Origin of the sequence: Alteromonas sp. BZK5 (genome assembly GCF_014349115.1) — a bacterium.
Taxonomy (GTDB): domain Bacteria; phylum Pseudomonadota; class Gammaproteobacteria; order Enterobacterales; family Alteromonadaceae; genus Alteromonas; species Alteromonas macleodii.
This window is the reverse complement of sequence record NZ_JACSOE010000020.1, coordinates 1-22,997: the sequence shown is the minus strand read 5'-3', so window position 1 is coordinate 22,997 and position 22,997 is coordinate 1. Positions and strand designations below refer to the sequence as shown.

Annotated in this window: 21 protein-coding genes and 1 pseudogene; 10 read left to right on the top strand and 12 right to left on the bottom strand. The window is 44.5% G+C overall.

Annotated features, from left to right (window positions below; translation table 11 throughout):
• Nucleotides 1-126 precede the first annotated feature (126 nt).
• From thrB to BIZ39_RS08030, 4 genes are all read right to left on the bottom strand, one after another.
• Entirely contained in the window at nucleotides 127-1,071 is a 945-nt protein-coding gene (gene thrB / locus BIZ39_RS08045; RefSeq protein ID WP_014950486.1) for a homoserine kinase, read from the bottom strand.
• Nucleotides 1,072-1,241: 170 nt separating this feature from the next.
• A complete protein-coding gene (thrA, locus tag BIZ39_RS08040) occupies nucleotides 1,242-3,707 on the bottom strand; it encodes a bifunctional aspartate kinase/homoserine dehydrogenase I (RefSeq protein ID WP_039218788.1) in 2,466 nt (821 codons plus the stop codon).
• Between the two features lie 321 nt (nucleotides 3,708-4,028).
• On the bottom strand, nucleotides 4,029-6,569 hold the full coding sequence (locus BIZ39_RS08035) for an excinuclease ABC subunit UvrA (RefSeq protein WP_187446766.1): 2,541 nt from the start codon (nucleotides 6,567-6,569) through the stop codon (nucleotides 4,029-4,031).
• 81 nt (nucleotides 6,570-6,650) lie between these two features.
• Entirely contained in the window at nucleotides 6,651-7,529 is an 879-nt protein-coding gene (locus BIZ39_RS08030; RefSeq protein WP_187446765.1) for a LysR substrate-binding domain-containing protein, read from the bottom strand.
• 190 nt (nucleotides 7,530-7,719) lie between these two features.
• Between BIZ39_RS08030 and BIZ39_RS08025 the strand changes: the two genes are divergently transcribed.
• Nucleotides 7,720-8,877, top strand: coding sequence for an S-(hydroxymethyl)glutathione dehydrogenase/class III alcohol dehydrogenase (locus tag BIZ39_RS08025; protein ID WP_187446764.1), 1,158 nt, complete (start codon nucleotides 7,720-7,722; stop codon nucleotides 8,875-8,877).
• 88 nt (nucleotides 8,878-8,965) lie between these two features.
• Here BIZ39_RS08025 and BIZ39_RS08020 read toward each other — a convergent pair whose 3' ends face one another.
• Nucleotides 8,966-9,598 carry a hypothetical protein gene (locus BIZ39_RS08020; RefSeq protein WP_061095749.1) on the bottom strand — a complete coding sequence of 211 codons (633 nt, stop codon included), beginning with the start codon at nucleotides 9,596-9,598 and terminating at the stop codon, nucleotides 8,966-8,968.
• A 96-nt stretch (nucleotides 9,599-9,694) separates the two neighbouring features.
• Nucleotides 9,695-9,826: pseudogene (locus tag BIZ39_RS08015) on the bottom strand (response regulator transcription factor); the annotation flags it as partial.
• A gap of 412 nt (nucleotides 9,827-10,238) precedes the next feature.
• On the opposite strand from BIZ39_RS08015, the gene BIZ39_RS08010 reads away from it, so the two are divergent.
• From BIZ39_RS08010 to arsB, 4 genes are all read left to right on the top strand, one after another.
• Complete coding sequence (locus BIZ39_RS08010; RefSeq protein WP_039232026.1) at nucleotides 10,239-10,583, top strand: metalloregulator ArsR/SmtB family transcription factor; 345 nt, start codon at nucleotides 10,239-10,241, stop codon at nucleotides 10,581-10,583.
• Nucleotides 10,584-10,753: 170 nt separating this feature from the next.
• Nucleotides 10,754-11,221 (top strand): arsenate reductase ArsC, encoded by a 468-nt coding sequence (locus BIZ39_RS08005; protein WP_061095750.1) that lies wholly within the window; start codon nucleotides 10,754-10,756, stop codon nucleotides 11,219-11,221.
• Nucleotides 11,221-11,988 carry an arsenical resistance protein ArsH gene (gene arsH / locus BIZ39_RS08000; RefSeq protein ID WP_187446763.1) on the top strand — a complete coding sequence of 256 codons (768 nt, stop codon included), beginning with the start codon at nucleotides 11,221-11,223 and terminating at the stop codon, nucleotides 11,986-11,988. The genes BIZ39_RS08005 and arsH overlap by 1 nt, the downstream gene beginning before the upstream one ends.
• Before the next feature lie 22 nt (nucleotides 11,989-12,010).
• On the top strand, nucleotides 12,011-13,039 hold the full coding sequence (gene arsB, locus BIZ39_RS07995) for an ACR3 family arsenite efflux transporter (RefSeq protein ID WP_187446762.1): 1,029 nt from the start codon (nucleotides 12,011-12,013) through the stop codon (nucleotides 13,037-13,039).
• A gap of 92 nt (nucleotides 13,040-13,131) precedes the next feature.
• Here the strand turns inward: arsB and BIZ39_RS07990 are convergent, their stop codons facing one another.
• Nucleotides 13,132-13,530, bottom strand: a complete 399-nt coding sequence (locus BIZ39_RS07990) for a response regulator (RefSeq protein WP_061095752.1) — start codon at nucleotides 13,528-13,530, stop codon at nucleotides 13,132-13,134.
• Nucleotides 13,531-13,709: 179 nt separating this feature from the next.
• Here BIZ39_RS07990 and aceK point away from each other — a divergent pair, with 179 nt between their 5' ends.
• From aceK to BIZ39_RS07975, 3 genes are all read left to right on the top strand, one after another.
• Entirely contained in the window at nucleotides 13,710-15,440 is a 1,731-nt protein-coding gene (gene aceK, locus BIZ39_RS07985) for a bifunctional isocitrate dehydrogenase kinase/phosphatase (protein WP_061095753.1), read from the top strand.
• Nucleotides 15,441-15,752: 312 nt separating this feature from the next.
• On the top strand, nucleotides 15,753-16,433 hold the full coding sequence (locus BIZ39_RS07980; RefSeq protein ID WP_014950502.1) for a response regulator transcription factor: 681 nt from the start codon (nucleotides 15,753-15,755) through the stop codon (nucleotides 16,431-16,433).
• Nucleotides 16,430-17,830, top strand: coding sequence for a sensor histidine kinase (locus tag BIZ39_RS07975; protein ID WP_061095754.1), 1,401 nt, complete (start codon nucleotides 16,430-16,432; stop codon nucleotides 17,828-17,830). The genes BIZ39_RS07980 and BIZ39_RS07975 overlap by 4 nt, the downstream gene beginning before the upstream one ends.
• A gap of 109 nt (nucleotides 17,831-17,939) precedes the next feature.
• On the opposite strand, the gene BIZ39_RS07970 is transcribed toward BIZ39_RS07975, so the two are convergent.
• From BIZ39_RS07970 to BIZ39_RS07960, 3 genes are all read right to left on the bottom strand, one after another.
• A complete protein-coding gene (locus tag BIZ39_RS07970; RefSeq protein WP_187446761.1) occupies nucleotides 17,940-18,578 on the bottom strand; it encodes an RpiB/LacA/LacB family sugar-phosphate isomerase in 639 nt (212 codons plus the stop codon).
• Nucleotides 18,579-18,790: 212 nt separating this feature from the next.
• Entirely contained in the window at nucleotides 18,791-19,351 is a 561-nt protein-coding gene (locus tag BIZ39_RS07965; RefSeq protein ID WP_187446760.1) for a DUF3833 domain-containing protein, read from the bottom strand.
• Between the two features lie 60 nt (nucleotides 19,352-19,411).
• Nucleotides 19,412-20,068, bottom strand: coding sequence for a chalcone isomerase family protein (locus BIZ39_RS07960; RefSeq protein ID WP_061095756.1), 657 nt, complete (start codon nucleotides 20,066-20,068; stop codon nucleotides 19,412-19,414).
• Between the two features lie 107 nt (nucleotides 20,069-20,175).
• Here BIZ39_RS07960 and BIZ39_RS07955 point away from each other — a divergent pair, with 107 nt between their 5' ends.
• The gene (locus BIZ39_RS07955) at nucleotides 20,176-21,105 is read left to right on the top strand and encodes a 1-aminocyclopropane-1-carboxylate deaminase/D-cysteine desulfhydrase (protein WP_061095757.1); all 930 of its coding nucleotides are present in this window, start codon (nucleotides 20,176-20,178) and stop codon (nucleotides 21,103-21,105) included.
• Between the two features lie 172 nt (nucleotides 21,106-21,277).
• Entirely contained in the window at nucleotides 21,278-21,523 is a 246-nt protein-coding gene (locus BIZ39_RS07950) for a DUF4282 domain-containing protein (RefSeq protein WP_014950508.1), read from the top strand.
• 121 nt (nucleotides 21,524-21,644) lie between these two features.
• Here BIZ39_RS07950 and BIZ39_RS07945 read toward each other — a convergent pair whose 3' ends face one another.
• Both BIZ39_RS07945 and BIZ39_RS07940 read right to left on the bottom strand, forming a co-directional pair.
• Entirely contained in the window at nucleotides 21,645-22,457 is an 813-nt protein-coding gene (locus BIZ39_RS07945; protein ID WP_075176861.1) for a sterol desaturase family protein, read from the bottom strand.
• Complete coding sequence (locus BIZ39_RS07940) at nucleotides 22,444-22,872, bottom strand: SRPBCC family protein (protein ID WP_187446759.1); 429 nt, start codon at nucleotides 22,870-22,872, stop codon at nucleotides 22,444-22,446. Before BIZ39_RS07940 ends, BIZ39_RS07945 begins: the two co-directional genes overlap by 14 nt.
• Nucleotides 22,873-22,997: the final 125 nt, after the last annotated feature.

Here is a 22,997-nt window from a genome sequence, read left to right as displayed (position 1 = left end):
ACCTTTTTATGTGGGCAAGTACTCTGCCCTTTTAATCTTTTAAAAATTATTGTGCTTTTAGGAAATCATCTGCCTTTAAGAAACCATGTACTTTAAGAAACTATATACCTTAAAAAGCTATGTACCTTAAGAAACAATGGTGCCTTGGCTTGGTATTTGGCACACATGGCTAAAGCCATCTTCATTTTGAATGTAGTTCTCTGTTAAATAAGCGGCGACTTTTTCCGCCTGCGCTTTACTTGGACACACGGCAAAAACCGTAGGTCCCGAGCCAGAAATACCAAAAGCGAGCGCGCCCGCTTGCTCACTAAACGCACGAGCGTCATCAAAGCCAGGCAGTAGCGATTTTCTGTAAGGTTCGGCTATGACATCGTTCATTACCGATGCTGCCAAATCAAAGTTACCTACATGTAAGGCGTGTACAAACACACCTAGCTGTCGACCAAAGGTTAGTGCCGTCGCCATTTCCACCTGTTTAGGTAAGATATCGCGAGCCGCCGCCGTTGATACGCTAATGCCTGAATAACAGACGGCATAGTACCATTCGTCGTTTAAAGGCAACGACAGCGTGACCGGCGCATCGCTACCTGTCATTAACGTCATACCACCTAAGTAACAGGGAGCAACATTATCATAGTGAATACTACCGCTTATTTGGCCTTCTAATTCGCCCATCATTATAAGCAGAGTATCCTCATCGAACGGGGTGTCGAAGTAAGCATTTAGCGCTGCAAACGCTGCCACAATAGAGCTTGCGCTTGAACCCAACCCGCTGCCTATTGGAAGGTTTTTATGAAGCGTAAGCGCAACAGGAGAGGTTGTTTTTCCAGCCTTTTCCATTTGCTCACAGAAATAGTGATAGCACTTGGTTACAATATTACTGTCTGCATCGCCCGGGAGTTTGTGAGCGAAGCGCCCCACCGTTTCTAATGAAAATGACTCAGCCGCCTTTATTTCAACTTCATCACCTAGCTTAGTGCCATCAACGGGCGCAAGCGCTGCGCCCAGTACGTCAAAGCCTAAGCTCACATTTCCAATTGATGCCGGCGCGAAGGCCGTGAATGCTTTCATATTATTACTCTTACTTCGCTTGTGGCGTGCTCTTTATATTAGCGCTTCAAATTAGCTCAATAAATTAGCGCTTTTAATCGATGCCACAACATTACTGGCCTAAGTCACACCTTCGAATATTTTGCTTTAGCCGCCTATCTACGCTAAGCAAACTAAGCGTTATTTAGCCCTTAGTGCGCCATTTGCTTCCACGGCATAGTACGCAGAATGTCAGCAAACACCCCAGCTGCTGTGACCGTACCACCTGCTCCATATCCTCTAATTACATAAGGGATTGGGCTATAGTAGTCACTGTTAATCGCCAGCGCGTTTTCACCGTCTTTTACCTGCGAAAGCGGGTTACTTGCCGGTACAGCCTGAATACTTACTCTGCATTTTCCGTCTTCAATGCTGCCGATATAACGAAGTACTTTACCTTCTGCTTTAGCCGCTTCAACCTTTTCACCAAACGACGCATCTAACTCTGGCAGCTGCTGCATAAACTCGTCAATTGAACAATCTTCGGCAAAACCTTTTGGCAGTACAGACTCAATTTCAATGTCAGATAGTTCTAACGCTAAATCAGCTTCACGAGCCATGATAAGCAGCTTGCGCGCTACGTCCATGCCGCTTAAGTCATCGCGCGGATCAGGCTCTGTGAAACCGTTGTCTTTGGCTGTTTGTGTCGCTTGCGACAGGCTCATGCCCTCTTCAAGTTTGCCAAATACATAAGACAAACTGCCCGATAGAATTCCTTCAAAGCGGTGTAAGGTGTCGCCGGCGCTGAATAGCTTTTGCAAGTTATCAATAACCGGTAGCCCTGCGCCGACAGTGGTTTCGTAAAGGTACTGACGATTTGTCGATAGCGCGGTCTTGCGAAGCTTACGGTAGTAAGACATTGCGCTCGTGTTCGCCTTTTTATTTGGCGTTACCACGTGAAAACCGCTTTCCATCATGTCTACATATTGCTGTGCAATCGCTTCGTGACTAGTACAGTCAACAATCACCGGGTTCACCAGACTATTGTCGTTGGCAAACTGATGCAGGCGTTCAACGCTTAATCCTTCGCTTGCCGATTCAAGTGCCGCTTTCCAGTCACCGCTTAAATCAATACCTTGGCTGTTTAACAGCAGTTTCCGGCTGTTCGCAATGCCGTAAACACGCAGTTGAACATTGCGTTTTAACAACGCAGGCTGTTGTTTTTCAATTTGACCTAGCAGTTCGGTTCCCACATTGCCACACCCTACTAGGAATACGTCAATGGTATGGCGGTCAGAGAAAAAATTCTGGTGAATAACCTTTACCGCTTTCTTAGCACGCTTGCTTTCAATTACCGTTGAAATAGAGCGTTCTGAAGAGCCCTGAGCAATAGCAACGTTGTTCACCCGCGCTTGGGCAAGCGAGTTAAAGAAACGCGCTGCCAAGCCTTTGGTTTGACGCATACCGTCACCCACCAAAGTGACAATGGCTAGGTCATGACGCACTTCAATGGGGTCTAGCAATTGATTTTGAAGCTCTAGCGCGAACGCATCTTCTAGAAGCGTTAACGCTCGGCTGGCGTCTTTGCTTTGGATACAGAAACTGATTGAGTATTCTGAAGAAGACTGGGTAATAAGGCTTATTGAAATATTGGCATTCGACATCACCTCAAACACACGGCTTGCCATACCCACCATGCCTTTAAGGCCAGGGCCTGCAACGTTAAACATGGTGACATTATCAAGCTGTGAAATACCTTTAACTGACGTCCACACTTCGCTTTTTTCATTGCTGATTAGCGTACCTGGCGCAGCTGGGTTTAGTGTGTTTCTGATCAAACAAGGGATGTGGTGTTGGGCAATAGGACCGATAGTTTTCGGATGAAGTACCTTGGCACCGAAATAAGACAGCTCCATCGCTTCTTGATAGGTAAGCTTGTCTAACAGCACTGCCCCTTCAACTTGATTCGGGTCAGCGTTATAAACACCGTCTACGTCTGTCCAAATTTCACAGCAATTTGCATCTATACACGCCGCTAAAATGGCCGCTGAATAGTCAGAGCCGTTACGCCCAAGCGTGACTTTCTCGCCCGCTTCGTTAGCAGCAACAAACCCCGGCATGACAAGAAATTCACTGCCATCCGTAGGCACATCTGAAAAGCGCGCTTTACTAAGCGACACATCGGCAATGCTGTCTAGGTAATCGCCTTCGGCCAGCACATACTTAACCGGGTCGATAACGCGATTAGCGATACCTTTAGCAGATAGCATAGCGCTAAAAAGCGTCACCGAGATGTACTCACCAATACTTAGAATACCGGCAGCGACATTATCAGGTGCAACACCAAGCAGCTTAATACCTTCAAGGTGCTGTTTTAATACTGAAAGGTGACTATTAATGAATTCTACCACGCTTGCATGTGCAAACCCGTCGAGTTCTTCGTTTAGGTTGTTGGCGATGCCGGTAACCGTGTCGTTCAACTTATTGAATAACGGCTGGAAATCTTCATTCGCGGCTGCTTGTTCACATAGCAGTGAAAGCGCGTTCGTTACCCCCTTTGGGGCAGAGAGTACAACCGCAGCACCGTCGGTTTGGTGGGTTGCCGTGCTAATCTCCATAACGCGCATGTATCGCGGTGCATCGGCTAAAGAAGAACCCCCAAACTTTAAGACTTTCATATGCTGCTCCTTAAGGTTACGCATGCTAAAACGTGTGTAAAAAAAAGCCCGCTCTGTGTTAGGCGGGCTTTCGTTGTCTTTTGCTTACTTGCACTAGTCAGCGACCGCCCTTTTTAAGGTGGTAATTAACATAATGGTGGTGCGAGTAAGTAGAATCTTTTTCATACAAGCAATTTGCCGTATAGACGTCTATATGTCAACCGCAGTTTTCACTACACTGTGTTGCAAAAAATGCAACACTCTTTAATTATTATTTCTTTTTAAGGTACAAATACGAGTTCAAGCAGTTTCTTTGCTGGCTTACACAATCAAAACCTTTCTTTAAGCCAAACTCGCCTTCAAAAATGGGGCTGTTGCACTTTGCTGAACTTTGGCAACCTCTTCTGGTCTGCCTTCAGCAACTATTTTTCCTCCCTCATCACCAGCGCCTGGCCCCATATCAATAATGTGGTCGCAAGCCCCAGCCACTTGCATATTGTGCTCAACCATCACCACCGTATTCCCTGCTTCAACTAACGTGCTTAAATGCTGCATAAGTAATGCAGTGTCTGAAAGATGTAAACCTGTTGTAGGTTCATCAAGCACGTATAGGGTATTAGCATTTTGAGCACGTTTAAGTTCTGACGCTAATTTAATGCGCTGCGCCTCGCCGCCTGATAATTCAGTGGCACTTTGTCCAAGGGTTAAATAGCCAAGCCCTACGTTCATTAGCGTTTTAAGTCCCCGCGTAATAACTTGATTACCACTAAATACAGATAGTGCTTCTTCAACCGTAAGCGATAATACATCAGCGATAGAATGTTCGTTGTAACCAACTTCCAGTACGTTATCGTTAAAACGCTGACCGTTACAAACGGTACAGGGGGAATAAACACTCGGCATAAACAGTAGTTCTACCGATACCACACCCAAGCCTTCACAATGTGGGCACCGCCCTTTTACAACGTTAAACGAAAAATGGCCCGCATCGTAACCACGGGATTTTGCTTCTTCGGTTGAAGCAAATAAACTTCTGATTTGGTCAAATATGCCGGTATAGGTTGCCAAAGTTGAACGGGGTGTCCTGCCGATGGGGGACTGATCTACCACAACTATACGACTTAACTCTTCGAGTCCGCTTTCAATGCGGCCTTGCTGCGGTTCACTTTTATGTGAAAAAGTGTCTTGAGCAAGAAGCGAATTGGCGTCAGTAAGCAGTTCTTTCGTTTCTCTCGCTTCCTTCGCTCGCATCCCTTCTTTCTCAGCAGAGTTTAATCCATCTTTGACTAACTCAACTAATGCTTGGCTAATTAAACTCGACTTTCCAGAGCCGGAAACGCCAGTGACACATGTCATCACACCTAGTGGAATATCAATATCAACATGGCTGACATCATTTCTAGACACGTCTTTTAAACGCAATACCCCTGACGATTTATACTTGATACGCTGGCTTAGAGCTTTATTGTTAAAGACATAGTCTGCCGTTAAAGAGTTTTTTGTGTTTGCCAGTTCTTTAACCGGCCCACTATAGACAAGCTCACCTCCGTTCACTCCCGCTCTCGGTCCTACATCTACAACCCAGTTAGCGCCTTTAATAACGTAAGGGTTGTGCTCGACAACGAGCAGGGAATTTCCCGTTTCGGTAATATTGTGAAGCGCGCGAATAAGACCTTCTACGTCGCGAGGGTGAAGACCGGATGAAGGTTCATCCATAACAAAGACAACGCCAAATAAGTTCGATTTAAGCTGGGTCGCCAAGCGTAGTCGCTGTAGTTCGCCGACTGAGATACTTGTTGTACTTCTATCTAACGAAAGGTAATGAAGCCCAAGCGCTATTATGGGCTTCACTCTTTCAATAATGTCGCCCGTAATATTGCGTATCACCTGGCCACGCTCCGAAGTATCGCCGTTGACTGACTTTCTTAACGCCTGAAGCTTTTCGTGAACTTGCTGTAGTGGCAGCCTTGAAAACTCAATAATATCTAAGCCATCAACTTTCACTGCCAGCGCATTTTGCTTAAGCTTTTTTCCACGGCAAACCGGACATGCTTCAACAGATATAAAGGGAGCAATTCGCTGCTTCATTTTCTCTTTTTGAGATGTTTTAAAGGTGTCGAGCACATGACGTCGCGCGCTGATAAACTTGCCATTGTAGCTGGCAGGCTCGCCCTCTTGTTGTGCTTTACGAGTTTGCGCTAGGTTATAGTTTCGGTATACAGGTAACTGAGGCATTTCGTCGGTAAATAAGATCCAGTCACGCGTTTTTTGAGGCAGTTCACGCCATGGAATATCAACATCGATATCTAGCGATAATAGTACCCTTACTAGGTTTTTGCCCTGCCACGCACCAGGCCAAGCTGCCACAGCGCCCTCACGTATGGTGAGGCTGTCGTCGGGTACAAGGCGATGAGCTTGTGTGTCAAAAACTTTTCCAATACCGTCACAGTTTTCACATGCACCTTCAGGTGTATTAGGAGAAAACCCGTCTGCGTAGACAATGCTCTGCCCTTTGGGATAATCCCCGGCCCGGGAATAAAGCATTCGCAGACTATTAGATAGCGTGGTGATACTGCCAACGGAAGAACGAACTGAAGGTGCGCCGCGGCGCTGGTGTAGGCCCACAGCAGGCGGTAAGCCATCAATCGCGTCTACGTCAGGTTTCTCCACCTGCTCAATTAATCGCCTTGCATAAGGTGATATCGAATCTAAATAGCGGTGCTGAGCTTCTGCGTAAAGCGTGCCGAAAGCCAAAGAAGATTTTCCTGAGCCTGATACACCGGTAAACACCACCACTTCATTTCGCGGTATATCGATACTGATATTTTTTAAGTTGTGTACACGGGCGCCGCGTACGTGAATTTTTCCCTCATCTTTGCGCACTTCATCACCTGCATATCACGTTTATTAAAGAATATTTAGATACAAGCGCTGTATTTCGATCACTATTTTTAAACAAGCACATCAGCTGTCTGAGATGAGATGTTGAGCTAAAAAATCTACCAGTAACCTAATTTTAGGTGCAACATTTCTGTTTGAAGGAAATACAGCCCAAATAGCCTCTTGCTTGTCTTTGTACTCGGGAAACAGCTCTATTAGTTGACCTGAGGCTAGTGCTTTACGCACGTAAAACCCGGGTAGTTGTGCAATACCTAAACCAGCAATCGCAGCGCTGCATAGAGCATTCCCGCTGTTATACCGTACTCTTCCCTGCACAGGAATAGATTGAATTTTATTGTTGATAAGCAAGCGCCAATAGGGTTGTGACCCTACCAGCAGCGAGTGCTCTTTTAACTCATCAATACTTTTAGGCTGTCCTTGTTCTTTGAAATAACCCTTACTGCCGCATACGAACAAATGACGTGTAGACAGCTTTTTGGCAACCAGCGTCGAGTCTTCCAGTTTGCCAATGCGGATGGCTAGGTCGAGGCCCTGTTCGACAATATCGAGCTTTTCGTTTGAGAACGTGCATTGCACACTAATGCCCGAATACTTTTGCATGAAGGTATTGAGCAAAGGCGCGATAAAGGCTTCGCCAAACGCTACGGGAGCAGTAAGTTTAATTAGCCCTTGCGGCGATGCCTGCAGTGCGCTCACCGCTAGATGGGCATCTTCGAGCGCCTTTAACGCAGGCATTGCCTGCTGAAAATACTGCGTGCCCGCTTCAGTGAGCGATGCGCTGCGCGTTGTACGCTGTAATAATTTAACGCCTAACTGCTTTTCAATTGATGCGACTTTACGGCTTATCTGCGCCACTGACGTATCTAGCTTATTTGCAGCCCCGGTAAAATTACCAACGTCAGCTACGGCACAAAACTCGGCTATACCTTCTAGATATTTCATTATCGCCACTCGTTGGTTTAGCGTTGTTCAACACAGCGCTGGTTTATTTTAAGTACATTCTATTTGGCAAAATTTATTATTACAAATATGAAATAGTGATTTACTAAAACTATATTTATCATTAGTAATCCGTCTCCTATACTTTGGCCTATAAAACATCATCGTATATTTATGATTAAGGAGTCATCACATGACATCGTTTAAAGATTCATTGCAAGAAGGTCAAACTCATATCAAGTCAAAAGCTGCGGTGGCTTGGGGCCCGGGTGAGCCGTTAAAGATGGAAGAAGTTGACGTAGAGCTTCCTAAGAAAGGCGAGGTACTCGTACGCATCGTTGCAACTGGCGTATGTCACACTGACGCATTTACGCTGTCCGGTGATGATCCTGAAGGCGTATTCCCTTCAATATTAGGTCACGAAGGTGGCGGTATTGTTGAAATGGTGGGCGAAGGTGTGACTAGTGTAGAAGTTGGCGATCACGTTATTCCTCTTTACACCGCAGAATGTGGCGAATGTAAGTTCTGTAAATCAGGAAAAACTAACCTTTGCCAAGCGGTGCGCGAAACACAAGGTAAAGGCTTAATGCCAGATGGCACAAGCCGCTTCTCTAAAAATGGCGAGCCAATTTATCATTACATGGGCTGCTCGACGTTTTCTGAGTACACAGTACTTCCTGAAATATCGCTGGCGAAAGTAAACAAAAGTGCGCCGCTAGACGAAGTCTGCCTACTTGGTTGTGGTGTAACTACGGGTATGGGTGCTGTACTTAAAACAGCTAAAGTACAAGAAGGCGATACGGTTGCTATTTTTGGTCTAGGCGGCATCGGTCTGTCAGCCATCATTGGTGCACGTATGGCAGGCGCAGGTCGCATCATATGTATCGATATTAATGAAAGCAAGTTTGATCTAGCGAAGCAGCTTGGCGCAACTGATTTAGTTAACCCTAAAAATTTCGACAAGCCTATTCAGGAAGTAATTGTTGAAATGACCGATGGCGGCGTTGACTACTCGTTTGAATGTATCGGCAATGTAAACGTTATGCGCTCTGCGCTAGAATGCTGCCATAAAGGCTGGGGCGAATCTGTGATCATTGGTGTAGCTGGCGCAGGACAAGAAATTTCAACGCGCCCATTCCAGTTAGTGACAGGTCGTGTATGGCGCGGCTCTGCATTTGGCGGTGTTAAAGGTCGTTCAGAACTGCCAGGTATTGTAGAGCAATACCTAAATGGTGACTTTGGTCTTCAAGAGTTTATCACTCACACCATGGGTCTTGATGAAATAAACGAAGCGTTTGATTTAATGCATAAAGGTGAAAGTATCCGTTCTGTTGTGCATATGGATAAATAAGCATTAGAACCAAATCGCAGATATTTTTGCATAGAAAACAAAGGCCCGCATAAACGCGGGCCTTTTCGTAATTACCATATGTGTAAATCTATTTGACTCTCTTGCGTCTTATAAACGCAAAAGATGAAAGAGGTAGCAAAATAGCCAAGCTCGCTGGCTCACTAACTGAAACACTGGATACACTCGCTAAACTAGGCGCTTCAGTTACCACGATATCATCAACAAAATTGCCATAGGTTCCTGTATTGATGGTAGAAAAACGGATGGTTGTCAGCGCAGTTTGCGCAACAAAATCACCGTAGAATTCAGACCAAGTTTTAATGGCGTGATCGTCAAACACTTGACTGAACAAAATGTTACCCGTATCGCTGAATATGTCTAGCTGAAAACTTTCACCTTTGCCTCGTGCTGCATAAGCAAATGACACATCATAGTTAGCATCTGCTTCAGTAGAGAAGCTTTGAAAAATAAAGTATCGGCCATTATTACCATTGGCATTAAGCTCAGCATATTGGCTACCATCAAATGCATTCAACCCTTCAAAATTATCCCATAGCTCCATATTTGTGCCGCTCCACCCATCAACTGTTCCAGCAGTGAAGGCTTTCCAGCTATTACTCTCAATATCGTTGTTCTCAAAGCTACCGTTTAATATCAGGTTTGCATAAGCGGACGTGCTCACACCAAAAACTAAAGATAAAACTACTAACCACTTGCTCATGTACTTCTCCAAAATCACATGTGACCCTATTATTGTATTTTATCAAGTGGTCCAACCTGTGTATCTTATTCTTTAGCATGCTGTACAAAAGTATAACTAAATAACTCCCTGCTCTAACGCCTTGAGCACAGCCCTCGTTCTATCTCTTACGCCAAGCTTAGCCATGACTGAAGAAACTTGGTTCTTAATGGTGCCTGTTGATTTGAACATGACATCGGCAATTTCCTTGCCAAAGGAAAGCAAGATGCAAACAATTCATGGCTTTATAGTAGCGCTTCACGTTTTAACGGGTGCATTGTCACTTTTACTATTTTGGGTGCCTAGTTTTACGAATAAGGGCGACAGGCCCACAAGCAATTTGGTGGTTACTACATAAAAACGATGCTTTTTACGTCTATTAGTGGCGTTATCAGCTCTACATTGGTGTTGTTTATTCCGCTAGTCATCTACCCAACAATGCCCGAGCACTTCGAGGCTGCCGCTTCTGAAAACCACTAAATTTCTGGACTACCGGGAATAATGGCGGTCTAAGACCCTCTCGTTCCTACCAAACATATATGAAATTTCAGATTTGTCATTGACACATACGGAATTTCATATACGATACATTACATACGAAATTTCATATGTGATGTAATTTATGTCGACTTGTTCTGATTCTGCGCAGCTACAGCCTTTAACATTTTTCAAATGCTTGTCGGAAGACACCCGCTTAAAGACGCTGCTTATGCTCAGCGTAAAAGGTGAGCTATGCGTGTGCGACCTTACTGATGCGCTTCAATTAAGCCAGCCCAAAATTTCACGCCATCTCGCTGACTTACGAAAGTGCGGTTTAGTTCTCGATACTCGTAAGGGCAAATGGGTGTATTACCAGCTCCATCCTGACCTACCCGCTTGGGCGCTGGAGGTCATTAAGAACACCGCTATTCATAATAATGAATATATTAGTGAGGCGTTAGCGAATTTGTCCTGCGAGAATTGCTAGATTCCAAACTTTCTGGATGGCACAAAGGCCGCTGCAAAAATGCACATCAAAGGTCAACAGGCCCTGGTGTTAACTGCAGCTTAATACGTCTCCAAACATCTGTTTTTTAAAGTCTTATTCTATTTATTATAGCTACCCACAGTAGCCTCGACCATTAAACAAGGTTTTATATGAAGATTTTATATATTTGTACGCACAACCGTTGCCGCAGCATTCTTTGCGAGGCCATCACCAACGCCTCGAATGGCAATATTGAAGCACGTAGTGCTGGCAGCCAGCCTGTAGGAGAAGTACACCCTCTTTCTCTTAAGTACCTTGCAGAGCGCGGGTTCAGTACAGGCGGCCTTCAAAGCCAGTCGTGGGATGAATTTGAAGATTACGATGCTGATCTTGTTGTGACGGTTTGTGATTCAGCGGCGGGCGAGTCATGCCCTGTTTATTTCGGTAAATCTCTTAAGGTGCACTGGGGCTTAGAAGACCCGTCTAAGTTAGAAGGTAGCGAACAAGAGAAAGCCGAGGCCTTCAACAACACCATCGATATTATTGAAAAGCGTGTAGCGGCATTAGCAGAACTTGCTGAGAAAAACTTAGATAAAGCAGCGCTTAAAGAGGCACTATCAAAATTAGGAGCCCAGTAATGGGTAACAGTAAATCAATGAGCCAAGGTATATCAAGCAGCCAAGAAAGCTCAACGGCACAAAGCCCATCTGATAACGCGGTAATGGCGCAAATGCACAAGCCAATTATGGCTAACTTTGCATCAAGGTTCTCAGATCACAAGCCGCGTATTTTACTACTTTACGGCTCGCTCAGAGAACGCTCGTACAGCCGCCTAGTAATAGAAGAGTCGGCGCGGTTGCTCGAGTACTTTGGTGCAGAAGCCAAAATCTTTGACCCTCGTGGATTGCCGCAGCCAGATACTGAAGATGACTCTCATCCAAAAGTGAAAGAACTGCGTGAGCTTATGATGTGGTCTGAAGGGCAAATTTGGTGTTCACCAGAGCGTCACGGCAGCATGACTGGCATCATGAAAAGCATGATTGACTGGGTACCGCTTAGCCTTGGCGGCGTGCGACCAACCCAAGGTAAAACGTTGGCGATTATGCAGGTTTCCGGCGGTTCACAATCGTTTAATGCGGTAAACCAAATGCGCATTTTAGGTCGCTGGATGCGCATGTTAACCATCCCTAATCAGTCTTCTGTGGCAAAAGCCTTTCTAGAATTTGAAGACGATGGTCGCATGAAGCCGTCACCTTACTACAACCGCATTGTGGACGTAGTTGAAGAGTTGGTGAAATTTACTTTGCTCACCCGCGACAACAACGACTTTCTCGTTGACCGCTATTCTGAGCGCGTTGAAAGCGCAGAAGAAGTGAGTAAGCGTGTTAATCAAAAATCGTTGTAAAGTAAGACAAAGGTGAATCAGAATGGGTTTCTTTGAACGTTATTTATCAGTGTGGGTTGGCCTTTGCATTGTTGCAGGGGTGGGCTTAGGCTATGCCATGCCGGGTGTATTTGCGTCTATTGCGGCGCTTGAATATGCGCACGTAAACTTGATAGTGGCAGTACTTATTTGGCTAATGATTTACCCAATGATGGTACAAATAGACTTTGGCTCAATTAAAGACGTTGGTAAAAAGCCAAAAGGCCTTGTACTGACCTTGGTGATTAACTGGCTGATAAAGCCGTTCACTATGGCACTATTGGGTTGGCTATTTTTTAAGGGTATTTTTGCCGACTGGGTAGATCCGCAAATAGCCACTGAGTATATTGCCGGCATGATCCTACTGGGCGTCGCTCCATGTACAGCGATGGTATTTGTGTGGAGTCACCTTACCAAAGGGGATGCTAACTACACGTTAGTCCAGGTATCAATTAACGACTTGATTATGGTCGTTGCCTTTGCACCGCTTACCGCCATGCTGCTGGGCGTAACAGATATAACCGTACCATGGGACACCCTGCTGCTTTCTGTTGCACTGTATGTTGTATTGCCATTGGTCGCGGGTTATATCACGCGCCGTCGCTTGGAAAATAAAGGCAATAACATGCAAGGAAATGGCGCTGTTGACGCATTGGTTAGCAAGTTCAAACCCTTTTCAGTTATTGGCCTGCTTCTCACTATTGTTATTTTGTTTGGTCTTCAGGCCGAAACTATTTTATCGCAGCCGCAAGACATCATGCTTATCGCAATACCGCTACTAATACAAACTTACGGTATTTTTGCTATTGCCTACTTTGCCGCAAAACGCATGAAACTACCGCATAATGTTGCAGCACCGGCATGTATGATTGGTACGTCTAACTTTTTTGAATTGGCGGTAGCCGTCGCTCTTTCGCTATTTGGTTTACACAGCGGCGCAGCACTTGCCACTGTGGTGGGTGTATTAGTTGAAGTGCCCGTTATGCTTTCGCTAGTATGGTTTGCGAACAAAACCCGCCACTGGTTTGACTAAGCGCATATAAAAAAGGGCGAACCACAGTTCGCCCTTTGTCATCAATTTTTCTCATCAACCTTTATCGACGCTTTTTATAAGTCGTTAAAATCTTAAACCGCAATCGCTGGTTTGTATGTATCGGGAAGAATAAAACCAAAGCGCTGCAAAACTGACATTAGCACGTCCCGTTTTATCGGCTTTTCTATAAAGCCCAGTGCACCTAAAGACATCACTTTTTCTTGCATCATTGGCTGAATATCGCCAGACACGACGATAACAAACGTTTCAAGTTGACGGCGTTTTATTTCACTTAATACACTGATACCATCTAAAACAGGCATGGTCAGGTCCAGCAAAACCAAGTCTATTGTGTGATGAGCCAATACTTCCAACGCGTCCATACCATTTGACACTTCGTAAATAGTTTCAGCAAAGCCATCTGGCAAATTGCTTCTCGCCATTTTTCGCGCCAGCGCCGAGTCATCACAAATAAGAATATTAAAACCCATCAAATACAAACTTATAATTGGTTATTAATCCGTCAACAGAATACATTAAACAAAAGTATAATAAAACAAAAAAGTGTCTGATAATTGGTAACTTAATCGCTATCTGCGCCAAACTTCACTCTTCAAGCTATCTATTTTGTGGTAGATATAGCGAGTAATAAAATAAGGAACACACGATCATGCAAGAGTTAGCTACTAGCCAAGATAAGAGTTTGGTAAGAAAAGTTGCTTATCAAATTTTGTCTCATTTCGATAAGAGTTATCGATGGTTCACCCGCATCACCCGTGGCGCTCAAGAAAGGTTCGAAAAGGGAAATTGGAAAGAAACTCAGCTTGCCTCTAAAGAGCGAATAACCATTTACGAGCAAAGCCTGTCAGATGCTGTCGCCGAAATTTATCAGCTAACTCAAGTACATCAAAAAGACGACGCTTTCTGGCAAGAGCTTAAAAAAGTATTTGCTTTACAGCTAGAAGGCCACCCGCAGTTTGAGCTAGCCGAAACCTTTTATAACTCTGTAATTGGCCGCTTGTTTAAACATAGAAAAATCGATAACGATATGATGTTTGTCTTGCCCAGCCTCTGTTTCTTACCCGGGCAAGACAGAGACAAAGTGATTAACAGCTTCGACACCACCACTACGGTGCGTGAAATGTACGAGTCAATTTTTAAGATATATCGATACAACATTCCGTTTGAAAACTTCGAGCGAGACCTACAGAACCTTGAAAGCGCGCTTCGCGCTCGGCTAAACAAGGAACAGCTGGCCAGCGTTCAAGCTGTGGAAATCCTTAAGCCTACGTTTTTTAGAGGAAAAGCCGCTTACCTGATTGGGCGAATTTGCATGCCCGAGGAAACGCTGCCGTTTGTTATCGCCATGCGACGCTATAATGAACCCCATATGTTTGTGGATGCGCTGCTAACTGATCGCAAAGACTTAAGCGTGATTTTCGGTTTTGCTCGCAGCTACTTTATGGCTGACACTCAAAATCCTGCGGAAGTTACCGCCTTTCTTCAAGAGCTTCTCCCTAATAAAAAGCACTTCGAGCTATATATGGCAATGGGACACTATAAGCACGGTAAAACAGTATTTTATCGCAACTTCTTGCAGCACATGGACGAGTCAGACGACAAATTTGAGGCGGCCCCTGGCATTCGAGGCCTGGTCATGATGGTTTTTCATCTGCCCTCTTATGGCGTGGTGTTTAAGATTATTAAAGACGAGTTTGCAGAGAGTAAAAAAATCACGCGTGAACACGTTACAGAATGCTATAAGTTAGTGAAAATGTCAGACCGTGTGGGCCGAATGGCAGATACCCACGAGTACGTAAACTTCAGGTTTCCGCTAGACAGAATTGAGCCTGAACTTATTGAAGAATTGAAAGAAACGTGTGCATCGAGCCTAGAATTCACTGAATCTGAACTCATCATTAAACACATGTACATTGAACGAAAGATGACGCCGCTTAATCTGTATCTACAAGAAGAAACAGATGAAGAGAAAATTACCCGTGCACTAGATGAGCTTGGACTGTGTATTAAGCAAATTGCTATGGCCAACATATTTCCTGGCGACATGCTACATAAAAACTTCGGTATTACCCGTCATGGCCGCGTTATTTTCTACGACTATGATGAAATTTGTTTAATGAATGAGCGCAATTTTAGATCCCTGCCGAAATCTGACGATCCTTATGCTATTGATACGCTCTCGGTAGCGCCTAACGACGTATTCCCTGAGCAGTTTGAGCACTTCATTGTGGGTAAACGCAAGTTCAAAGATATACTTAAATCGTTACACGGTGATTTGATGACCCCTGAATATTGGCACGAAGTTCAGGAAAAATGTGCACGAGGCGATGTTCAACACTTCACGCCTTACAACGCCAGCATGCGTTTTGACAGAGGCTAACTAAGTTAAGTGTTTGATCAAGATGCACGTTGACCGGGGCCCCAGTACAATTTGAGAGCGCAGTTCAATAGTGTAGAGCAAGCCTATGCGCTGTGCATGCGCCCTCTAGGGCACTAGACACCTGAACAAATTGTCGCTACATGCGAAAAAGCTTAAAAGTGATCGTTTCGTTACTTAACACTCGTAAAAGCATGTGAAAGCGATACTGCTTTGCGACTGCTTGATTTTGCTTGCTGACGATTAATCGCCACATAATGGCGACAGCAACGCCAAACAAGTGTGTGAATGTTGATAAACAAAAGAAGCGTAATAATGAAAGTGCTACTTGTAGAAGATGATCCAAAGGTTGCCTCGCACATTGCAAATGGACTATTGGGTGAAGGGCATGAATGTATTACTGTAGGTGATGGAACATCAGGCTACCAACAGGCGTCAAGTAACGAATTAGACGCCGTAATTCTGGATGTGATGCTGCCCGAACTCGACGGTTTTTCTGTTTTAGAAAAACTTCGCGAAGAAGGCAACACAACGCCCGTTTTATTACTGAGTGCAAAAAGTCAGGTAGAAGACAAGGTCAAAGGCCTTCGCACAGGCGCTAATGATTATTTAACTAAGCCTTTTGCATTTGAAGAGTTACTTGCTCGCGTTGAGGGCCTTGCAGGTCGTAACAAAGAAGGTGAAGACAAGACGCTGATAAAAGTAGGCGACCTCACTCTAGACCTAGTTAACCGCAAAGTATTGCGTGGCGATCAAGAGATCGACCTGCAGTCTAAAGAATTTCAATTGCTTGAATGCCTGCTCCGTCACAAGGGTAAAGTCGTGACGCGAAGCATGCTGCTTGAGCAGGTTTGGAACTATCATTTTGACCCGCAAACGAATGTGATAGATGTTCACATTAGCCGCTTGCGTCAAAAAGTGGATAAGGCGTTTAATGTCCCGCTTATCGAAACCGTAAGAGGCACAGGGTATCGAATAGCGGATGGGCTTGCATGATAGCAATACGCGATTTTACGCGTAGTTCAAGTTTTCGCGTAGGCGTATTGCTCACCACTCTAGCTTGTATTGCCATTGTTTTAATTGTTTATTTTTGGCGATTAACGAGCAGCGACTTGTTTATTTCGGAATCGAATGCTGCCGTTAATGCCAAAACAAACGCGCTGATTACTCTTTATGAAAACCTCGGTATTGACGCGGTTAAGTTAGCGATAGCAAAAGACAATGGCCAACATTCGCCAAATGGCTCAACAATCACCTCAGCCTCCGACCACCTACGTTCATTTGTTGCACTGAGTAAAGATGAACAAGTAGTGGCTGGCAATCTGTCGTCAATTCCCCTTGTTCTTGAGCGCCACAAAGGTGCCAGTTTTGCTACCGCAGAAATAGTTATCACCCGCCCCAATAGCACAACGAGAAAAACGCTGCGCCAAGCACTTATGAGAGAAGTAACCCTTGGCGATCACGTGCTTTACGTTGGTCGTGGCATTGACGATTTATACAGCGCACAGTGGTTTGGTAAAACGTTCAGCTGGATCATTGTGGTGTTGCTTTGTACCTTGAGTGTGCTGAGCTTCGCTATAGCCGTTTACGTGGTTAATCGAATTAACCGCATGTCGCAAACGGCGGATAAGATTATCAAAACGGGAAACCTGCAAGAGCGTTTAGAAATTGACAGTAATTGGGACGATCTGAGCAGTTTGTCATTTGTGTTTAATCAAATGCTCGATACTATTGAGAGTTCAGTCAACAATATAAAGTCAGTGACCGATAGCATCGCCCATGACCTTCGCACTCCATTATCTCGACTTCGCAACACGCTAGAAAAAATCGAAGACACTCAACTAAGGGAAGATACAACCCAAGAAGCCGACAACCTGCTAAACATGTTTAACAGCTTGTTACGCATAAGTGGGCTTGAAACCACCAATAAGAAAGAAGGCTTTTGTTCCACTGACTTACGCGCCATCGTAGAGGACGTGGTTGACCTGTATCACCCCCTTGCAGAAGAGCGCGACATTACCCTTTCGAGCGAGCTCGATGCAGTTACAATGCTTGCCGATCCTAACCTGCTATTTCAAGCTGTAGCTAACGTGTTAGACAACGCCATAAAGTACTCTAACGAAAAAAGTGTGGTCACCGTACAGCTCTCTACCACAGCAAGTCATATCGTGATTGCCGTGAACGATGCGGGAATTGGCGTGGGTGAACATGAAATTGTGAATCTGGAGCGCCGATTCTATCGGGCAGACGGCAGTAGAACCAGTAAGGGAAATGGGTTGGGCTTATCGCTCGTGTCTGCCATTGTGAAGTTACACGACGGCCACATTTGGTTTATTCACGACCCGCTAGTTAAAGGGCACGGGTTAGGTGTGGTATTTACGTTTAAGCGTTAAACTTTGGACTATTGCTTTTGTCGGCAAAAAATAAAAAAACGCTGACGCTTTTTTCTTAGCATCAGCGTTTTTATCCGACATTGTCAACGTTGTGATTTGTGCCAGTCGCTTACGCTAACAGCGACTTCACGTACGCTTTAATCTCTTCATATTGACCGTGGTCAAATAGACACTGCTGGAAACGCTCGCCAGATACGGCTGTTTTAACCAGTTCAACGTCCATTTTTTTCAGTGAATCGACGTAGCTCTCTGGAGCCAACGCACGTTTCAAATCTGCGAGAATACCAGCGTTTCGTACTTGAGGTTCTTTACGTTCAACGGGATAGCCCGCGCCACGCTCGCCTGTTAACGCTTTCTCAAAGATATAACGCGCATTAAGTTCAGCGCCCCATCCAAAGCCTTTTGCAAAAGGTAACGCTAACGCATTTCCATTGTTAACTTGGTTAAACAAAAATGCATCTGAAGGGTCGATACAATAACCGCAAAATACGCCTGGATGAGCATTCAATGACATCATAGCCCCTTGACCCGTACCACAGCCTGAAATCACAAAATCGACAGCTTTCGAGTTGAGTAGAATAGCTCCCATTATGCCTAAGTGCACATAGGTAAGATGGTGATCAGTTTCGCTGTTCATACCCACATTGAATACAGCGTGTCCCAGTGAGTCCGCCACGCTTGTGAGCTCATTTAATATTACCGGATTCTTAGCCGCCTGACTGTTTTCCATCATCAATGCAACTTTCATGAACGCTCCTAAGCAAAGAAAAATAACGAATTAAACGCTTACATTAGCATGGAACGAAATGCCACCTCACGGGTAATGCCAAAGTAAATGTCGATTAGTTTCAAATGTGAAACGAAAATGGAAATATATGAAGATGGAGGGCCGACGAGTAACGAGTCACTGACCAGTAAATCTACTGGCCAGCGTTTTTAAAAAACGAGGTTAATGGCGTATTAGTCTGTTTGCTTTTGCATAAATATGGTGACTTCTGCCATCACAATGCCAAACTTACGAATATACGAACGGTTCATCATAGTACTGTCGTCAAATGCCCAAAACCAATCGTCAAACGTCACTGAATAGGTAGTGTTGTCCACCGGCAAATCCATCTCGTAATGAAAGTTAAATGCGTTGCCAAAGCTTGTGCCTTTGGCTGGACCATCAATGTCACTCGCGCGACCCACATAGCTATTATCACTTTGCTTTACAATGGTCCAAGTACGGGACGTTGGACCGTCGCCCACACCGTAATTAAAGGATTCATCAAGGGTTAACGTATCGCCATCTACTGAACCATCGATGTCTACTACGAACCTTTGCACCACCTCGCCCGAGCGGTTCTGAACAATGCCCCAGGCTTTAACGTTCCCATCAAAAAATTGCTCAATATCGAAAACAGGCGATACAGACTTGTAGTCTTCACCTTCCACAGAGACCGAGCACCCAGATAGCCCTGCCACCGTTAAAGCGGCAATTCCGATTCCTAAAACAAACTTCACCGTATTCTTTATCACTTTCGTAACCTTAATCAATTGACGAGATAGACTTGGCGTAATGCTAATAAAGCGTTGCCCTTATCCGCTTCCCAGTAACTTCTTTCTAAATTTTGGCTCAGACGTTTTATCGCTTAGCCAGATATCAAAAAAACGCTGTGTAAATACTTTGTCTTCAATTTCATCAGCCTTTTCACCGTTCACGTAAAACACACTCGCGCCATCTTTCGTAGCGATACCGGTAATGACGTCGCCCTCGCTAACATCAGGAAAGATTCTATTCATCAGGGAAAGCCACTTGTCTGAATCATCAGCCGATAGGTCTCCTTGCTTTTTCATTTCATCAATAGAACGCTGGGCAATTTTCTTGCCTTCCAAGTCTCGCTGGTACGTTAGCTTTAGTGCAAAGGGGGGCTGGTTTGCATATTCACCTTCAGGCGCATAAAGTTCACCGGTATACACATCCCAGAAGTAGTAAGAGAACATTCCTTTTCCAACGAGCTTTGCGTTAGGAACATAATTGCTGATGTGCTTAGCATCTGGCTCTTGCGCAACCGCATTCTTTGACATGGTTAGCCCGCTTGTTGATAACGAAACAAAAAGAATGATGGAAAACATCTTCGCAGCCATGCTAGCGCTATACATCGAAAATCCCCACACACCACTGGCACTTTCTGGGCGCATTGGTAAGGATTTAGCTCTCAACTGGCGACATAGGCCATACATTTTGATAACCATAACTATGCTCTTATTAGCGTAATAAACATTACAAGTCTTTTATTGAATTTCTATCTGGTTATACTCTTGCCTTCATACATTTGATCAACTGACACTAGGCTCTCGTTGTGCTTCCCCTTGATGCATTTAAATCGTCATTAACCCTGCCCTCACCGCTAATCCCATTTAAGCCAAATTGGGAAGGTGCCAGCAAAGTATCGCTATTTGTTAAACGTGATGATGCTATTCACCCTGTAATGTCAGGTAATAAATGGCGAAAGCTAAGTCATACGCTCACCAGCCCGTTGCCAAAAACGATAGCGAGTTTCGGCGGCGGTTTTTCTAACCACCTGCATGCACTAGGCTTTGTTTGTTATAAATTGGGCATTCCTTTCAACGCCATTATTCGCGGTGACTATAGCGCTGCACCTACACCCATGATTGAGGATTTGAAAAGTTGGGGCACCCGTATCGACTATGTAGACCGAGTCACTTACAAAAAGCGAAACGATAGCGCATATCTACTTTATCTTAAGCAGCAGCAACCTGACGCGATGATCATTCCTGAGGGTGGAAGCCAAGCACAAGCGCTTCAAGGGATAAAGGACATGGTTGATGAAATCGACATAGACTTTGATTTTATTGTCGCTCCTGTCGCTAGTGGAGCCACTTTGGCGGGAATAGTCAGTGCATTAAATAAACGTAATGAAAATAATGCGAAAGACACTCTTCATCACACTGGTTGCAGAGCTATCGGTGTTGGCGTGCTGAAGGGTGAAGGCTACTTAGAAGGATTAGTCGAACAATTTCTTCCAGCCTCGCTTAGTCGATCAAATTGGCATATTGAACACAACTACCACTTCGGTGGCTACGCCAAAGCCTCAAATGAGCTTCGAACCTTTTGCAATGATTTCAATAGTGCTTTCGAATTTGATATTGAGCCTGTTTATTCCGGCAAAGCCTTTTGGGCGATTAAAGATATGCTGGCCAAAGGTATGTTTGAAGACGGGTCACGCATTGTTGTGCTGCACACAGGCGGCTTGCAGGGCGCAAGATAAAACCCTTTTATAACAGAGTATTGCGCTCACTGCCTTTCGGTGTTACAAGTATCCCTGTGAGCATGTTCACAATTCTTTTAAACACTAAACAACGATAACAACAAGAAGTTTGTCGCAGGATGCGGCATAAACATTAGCGCTTGCTACCTGCAAACTTCATCAAGGAATGATTATGAAAGATATTTTCTTCTTCGACTCAATGTTAACCCCTAAGATTATCACTTTCGTGTACTGGCTATTGCTTCTAGGATCTGTAGTAAGTGGCGTAACAACGATGTTTGTAGGGTACGACGCGAGTTTTGTATACGGCCTATTTATTATCGTGTCTGGCTGTATTGGCGCAAGAATCTGGTGCGAACTGCTTATCGTACTTTTCAAAATTCACAGCAACCTTCAGAAAATTGCTAGTAAAGAATAGTGCCATACCAAGGCTAGCGCTTCTCTAGGGCCTATTGACCTTTATTGTACACCAAAGGTCAACAGGCCCTAGGTAGCGCTAGCAATCCATCTAGTACTTTGGTTGTGTAAGACCATTACTATCAATCTGCGACAGGATAGCCAAACAACCTCTTTAACTTTGCTTTTATCCCTTTTGCGTGCTGAAGCTGTTCACGAAGCACACCTATTTGACTGAAGTTGGCGCTAAGAGGATTGTCCTCAGGCATTTTTCCTATAATGCCGTACTTTATCGTTATCGTTTTGTCTTCTTTAGCGAAAGTGCCGAATAACTTATCCCATATAATAAGTACGCCACCGTAATTCTTATCGATGTATGGTTTATTCGTTGCGTGATGAATACGGTGATGCGTAGGCGTGTTGAAGATACGCTCTACCCAGCCTAGGTTTCCAATTGTCTGAGTGTGTACAAAAAACTGATAAGCCAGATTGATGGCGACAATGGCAAAAACCAGACTTGGCGAAAAACCAATAAGAATCATTGGTACCCAGAACAGCCACATGCCGACAAAAGGGTACAAAACGCTTTGCCTGAAAGCCGTTGTGAAATTCATTTTTGTCGAGCTGTGATGTACCACATGCGCTAGCCAAAACCAGTGTATGTTGTGTGAAGCACGATGAAACCAGTAGTACAAAAAGTCTTGAAGGATAAAACCTGCAAAAAGTGACAGTGCACTAAGCTCTATTTTAAATAGTGAAAACTGGTGTAACCAAATAAAAAAAGGCATTAGTAGAAGCAATACCAAGGCATCAGAGCCCTGATGAAGTAGTGCAAGTAAGGCATTATTCACACTGTCTTTTACATTGTAAAACTGTCGTGCTTTTTTAAATTCAACAAAAACACACAGTAGAAATACGGGGCTCAAGCCTAGCAAAATAAGTTCAACGGGGATCAAAGCGTGCTCCTAACTTATCTAGACATTGCTCAATATCGTTTTGCAACAGGCGCGTCAGTAACCAGTTTGGTATATACCAGGGCGCCCGACAGGCAATGCGATAAGAAACGTTTGTTGCATTTTCTTGCTGCGTGAACGCAATAACGCCCCTGTGCGCCTTCACTGGGAAGTCATCAACCACTCTATATTCAATGCCGTTTGTATCTGCGTGAACAATCTCTTCTTTAAAACGTACACTAAGAATAGTGACTTCTCTTACGCAGCCCTTTCCGCCGCTAATCTCATTATCATTTTCTGCTTTCAATACCTTAAACGACGCGTTGAAAAAATCGCTTAAATTCTGGTGATCAAGGAGTGTATCGCGCAGTTCTTTGGGCGTTGCAGCAATATTTTTTTGGTAGTAAACGTTAACCATCTACGTTATTTCCTTTTCTGATGGCTCCTAGGGCCTGTTGACCTTTGTTGTACATTTTTGCAGCGGTCTGTGTGCCATCTAGACAAGGCGAATGTTTGACGGTTTAGTGGTTCTAAATCGAGAAC

What these genes read in the sequence shown, in the direction of transcription:
- BIZ39_RS07990 (WP_061095752.1), bottom strand. Translation starts at nt 13,530, where the DNA reads ATGGGTTTTAATATTCTTATTTGTGATGACTCGGCGCTGGCGCGAAAA.
- thrA (WP_039218788.1), bottom strand. Translation starts at nt 3,707, where the DNA reads ATGAAAGTCTTAAAGTTTGGGGGTTCTTCTTTAGCCGATGCACCGCGA.
- BIZ39_RS07975 (WP_061095754.1), top strand. Translation starts at nt 16,430, where the DNA reads ATGATAGCAATACGCGATTTTACGCGTAGTTCAAGTTTTCGCGTAGGC.
- arsH (WP_187446763.1), top strand. Translation starts at nt 11,221, where the DNA reads ATGGGTAACAGTAAATCAATGAGCCAAGGTATATCAAGCAGCCAAGAA.
- BIZ39_RS08025 (WP_187446764.1), top strand. Translation starts at nt 7,720, where the DNA reads ATGACATCGTTTAAAGATTCATTGCAAGAAGGTCAAACTCATATCAAG.
- BIZ39_RS07950 (WP_014950508.1), top strand. Translation starts at nt 21,278, where the DNA reads ATGAAAGATATTTTCTTCTTCGACTCAATGTTAACCCCTAAGATTATC.
- aceK (WP_061095753.1), top strand. Translation starts at nt 13,710, where the DNA reads ATGCAAGAGTTAGCTACTAGCCAAGATAAGAGTTTGGTAAGAAAAGTT.
- arsB (WP_187446762.1), top strand. Translation starts at nt 12,011, where the DNA reads ATGGGTTTCTTTGAACGTTATTTATCAGTGTGGGTTGGCCTTTGCATT.
- BIZ39_RS08030 (WP_187446765.1), bottom strand. Translation starts at nt 7,529, where the DNA reads ATGAAATATCTAGAAGGTATAGCCGAGTTTTGTGCCGTAGCTGACGTT.
- BIZ39_RS07940 (WP_187446759.1), bottom strand. Translation starts at nt 22,872, where the DNA reads ATGGTTAACGTTTACTACCAAAAAAATATTGCTGCAACGCCCAAAGAA.
- BIZ39_RS08005 (WP_061095750.1), top strand. Translation starts at nt 10,754, where the DNA reads ATGAAGATTTTATATATTTGTACGCACAACCGTTGCCGCAGCATTCTT.
- BIZ39_RS07970 (WP_187446761.1), bottom strand. Translation starts at nt 18,578, where the DNA reads ATGAAAGTTGCATTGATGATGGAAAACAGTCAGGCGGCTAAGAATCCG.
- thrB (WP_014950486.1), bottom strand. Translation starts at nt 1,071, where the DNA reads ATGAAAGCATTCACGGCCTTCGCGCCGGCATCAATTGGAAATGTGAGC.
- BIZ39_RS08010 (WP_039232026.1), top strand. Translation starts at nt 10,239, where the DNA reads ATGTCGACTTGTTCTGATTCTGCGCAGCTACAGCCTTTAACATTTTTC.
- BIZ39_RS08020 (WP_061095749.1), bottom strand. Translation starts at nt 9,598, where the DNA reads ATGAGCAAGTGGTTAGTAGTTTTATCTTTAGTTTTTGGTGTGAGCACG.
- BIZ39_RS07980 (WP_014950502.1), top strand. Translation starts at nt 15,753, where the DNA reads ATGAAAGTGCTACTTGTAGAAGATGATCCAAAGGTTGCCTCGCACATT.
- BIZ39_RS07960 (WP_061095756.1), bottom strand. Translation starts at nt 20,068, where the DNA reads ATGGTTATCAAAATGTATGGCCTATGTCGCCAGTTGAGAGCTAAATCC.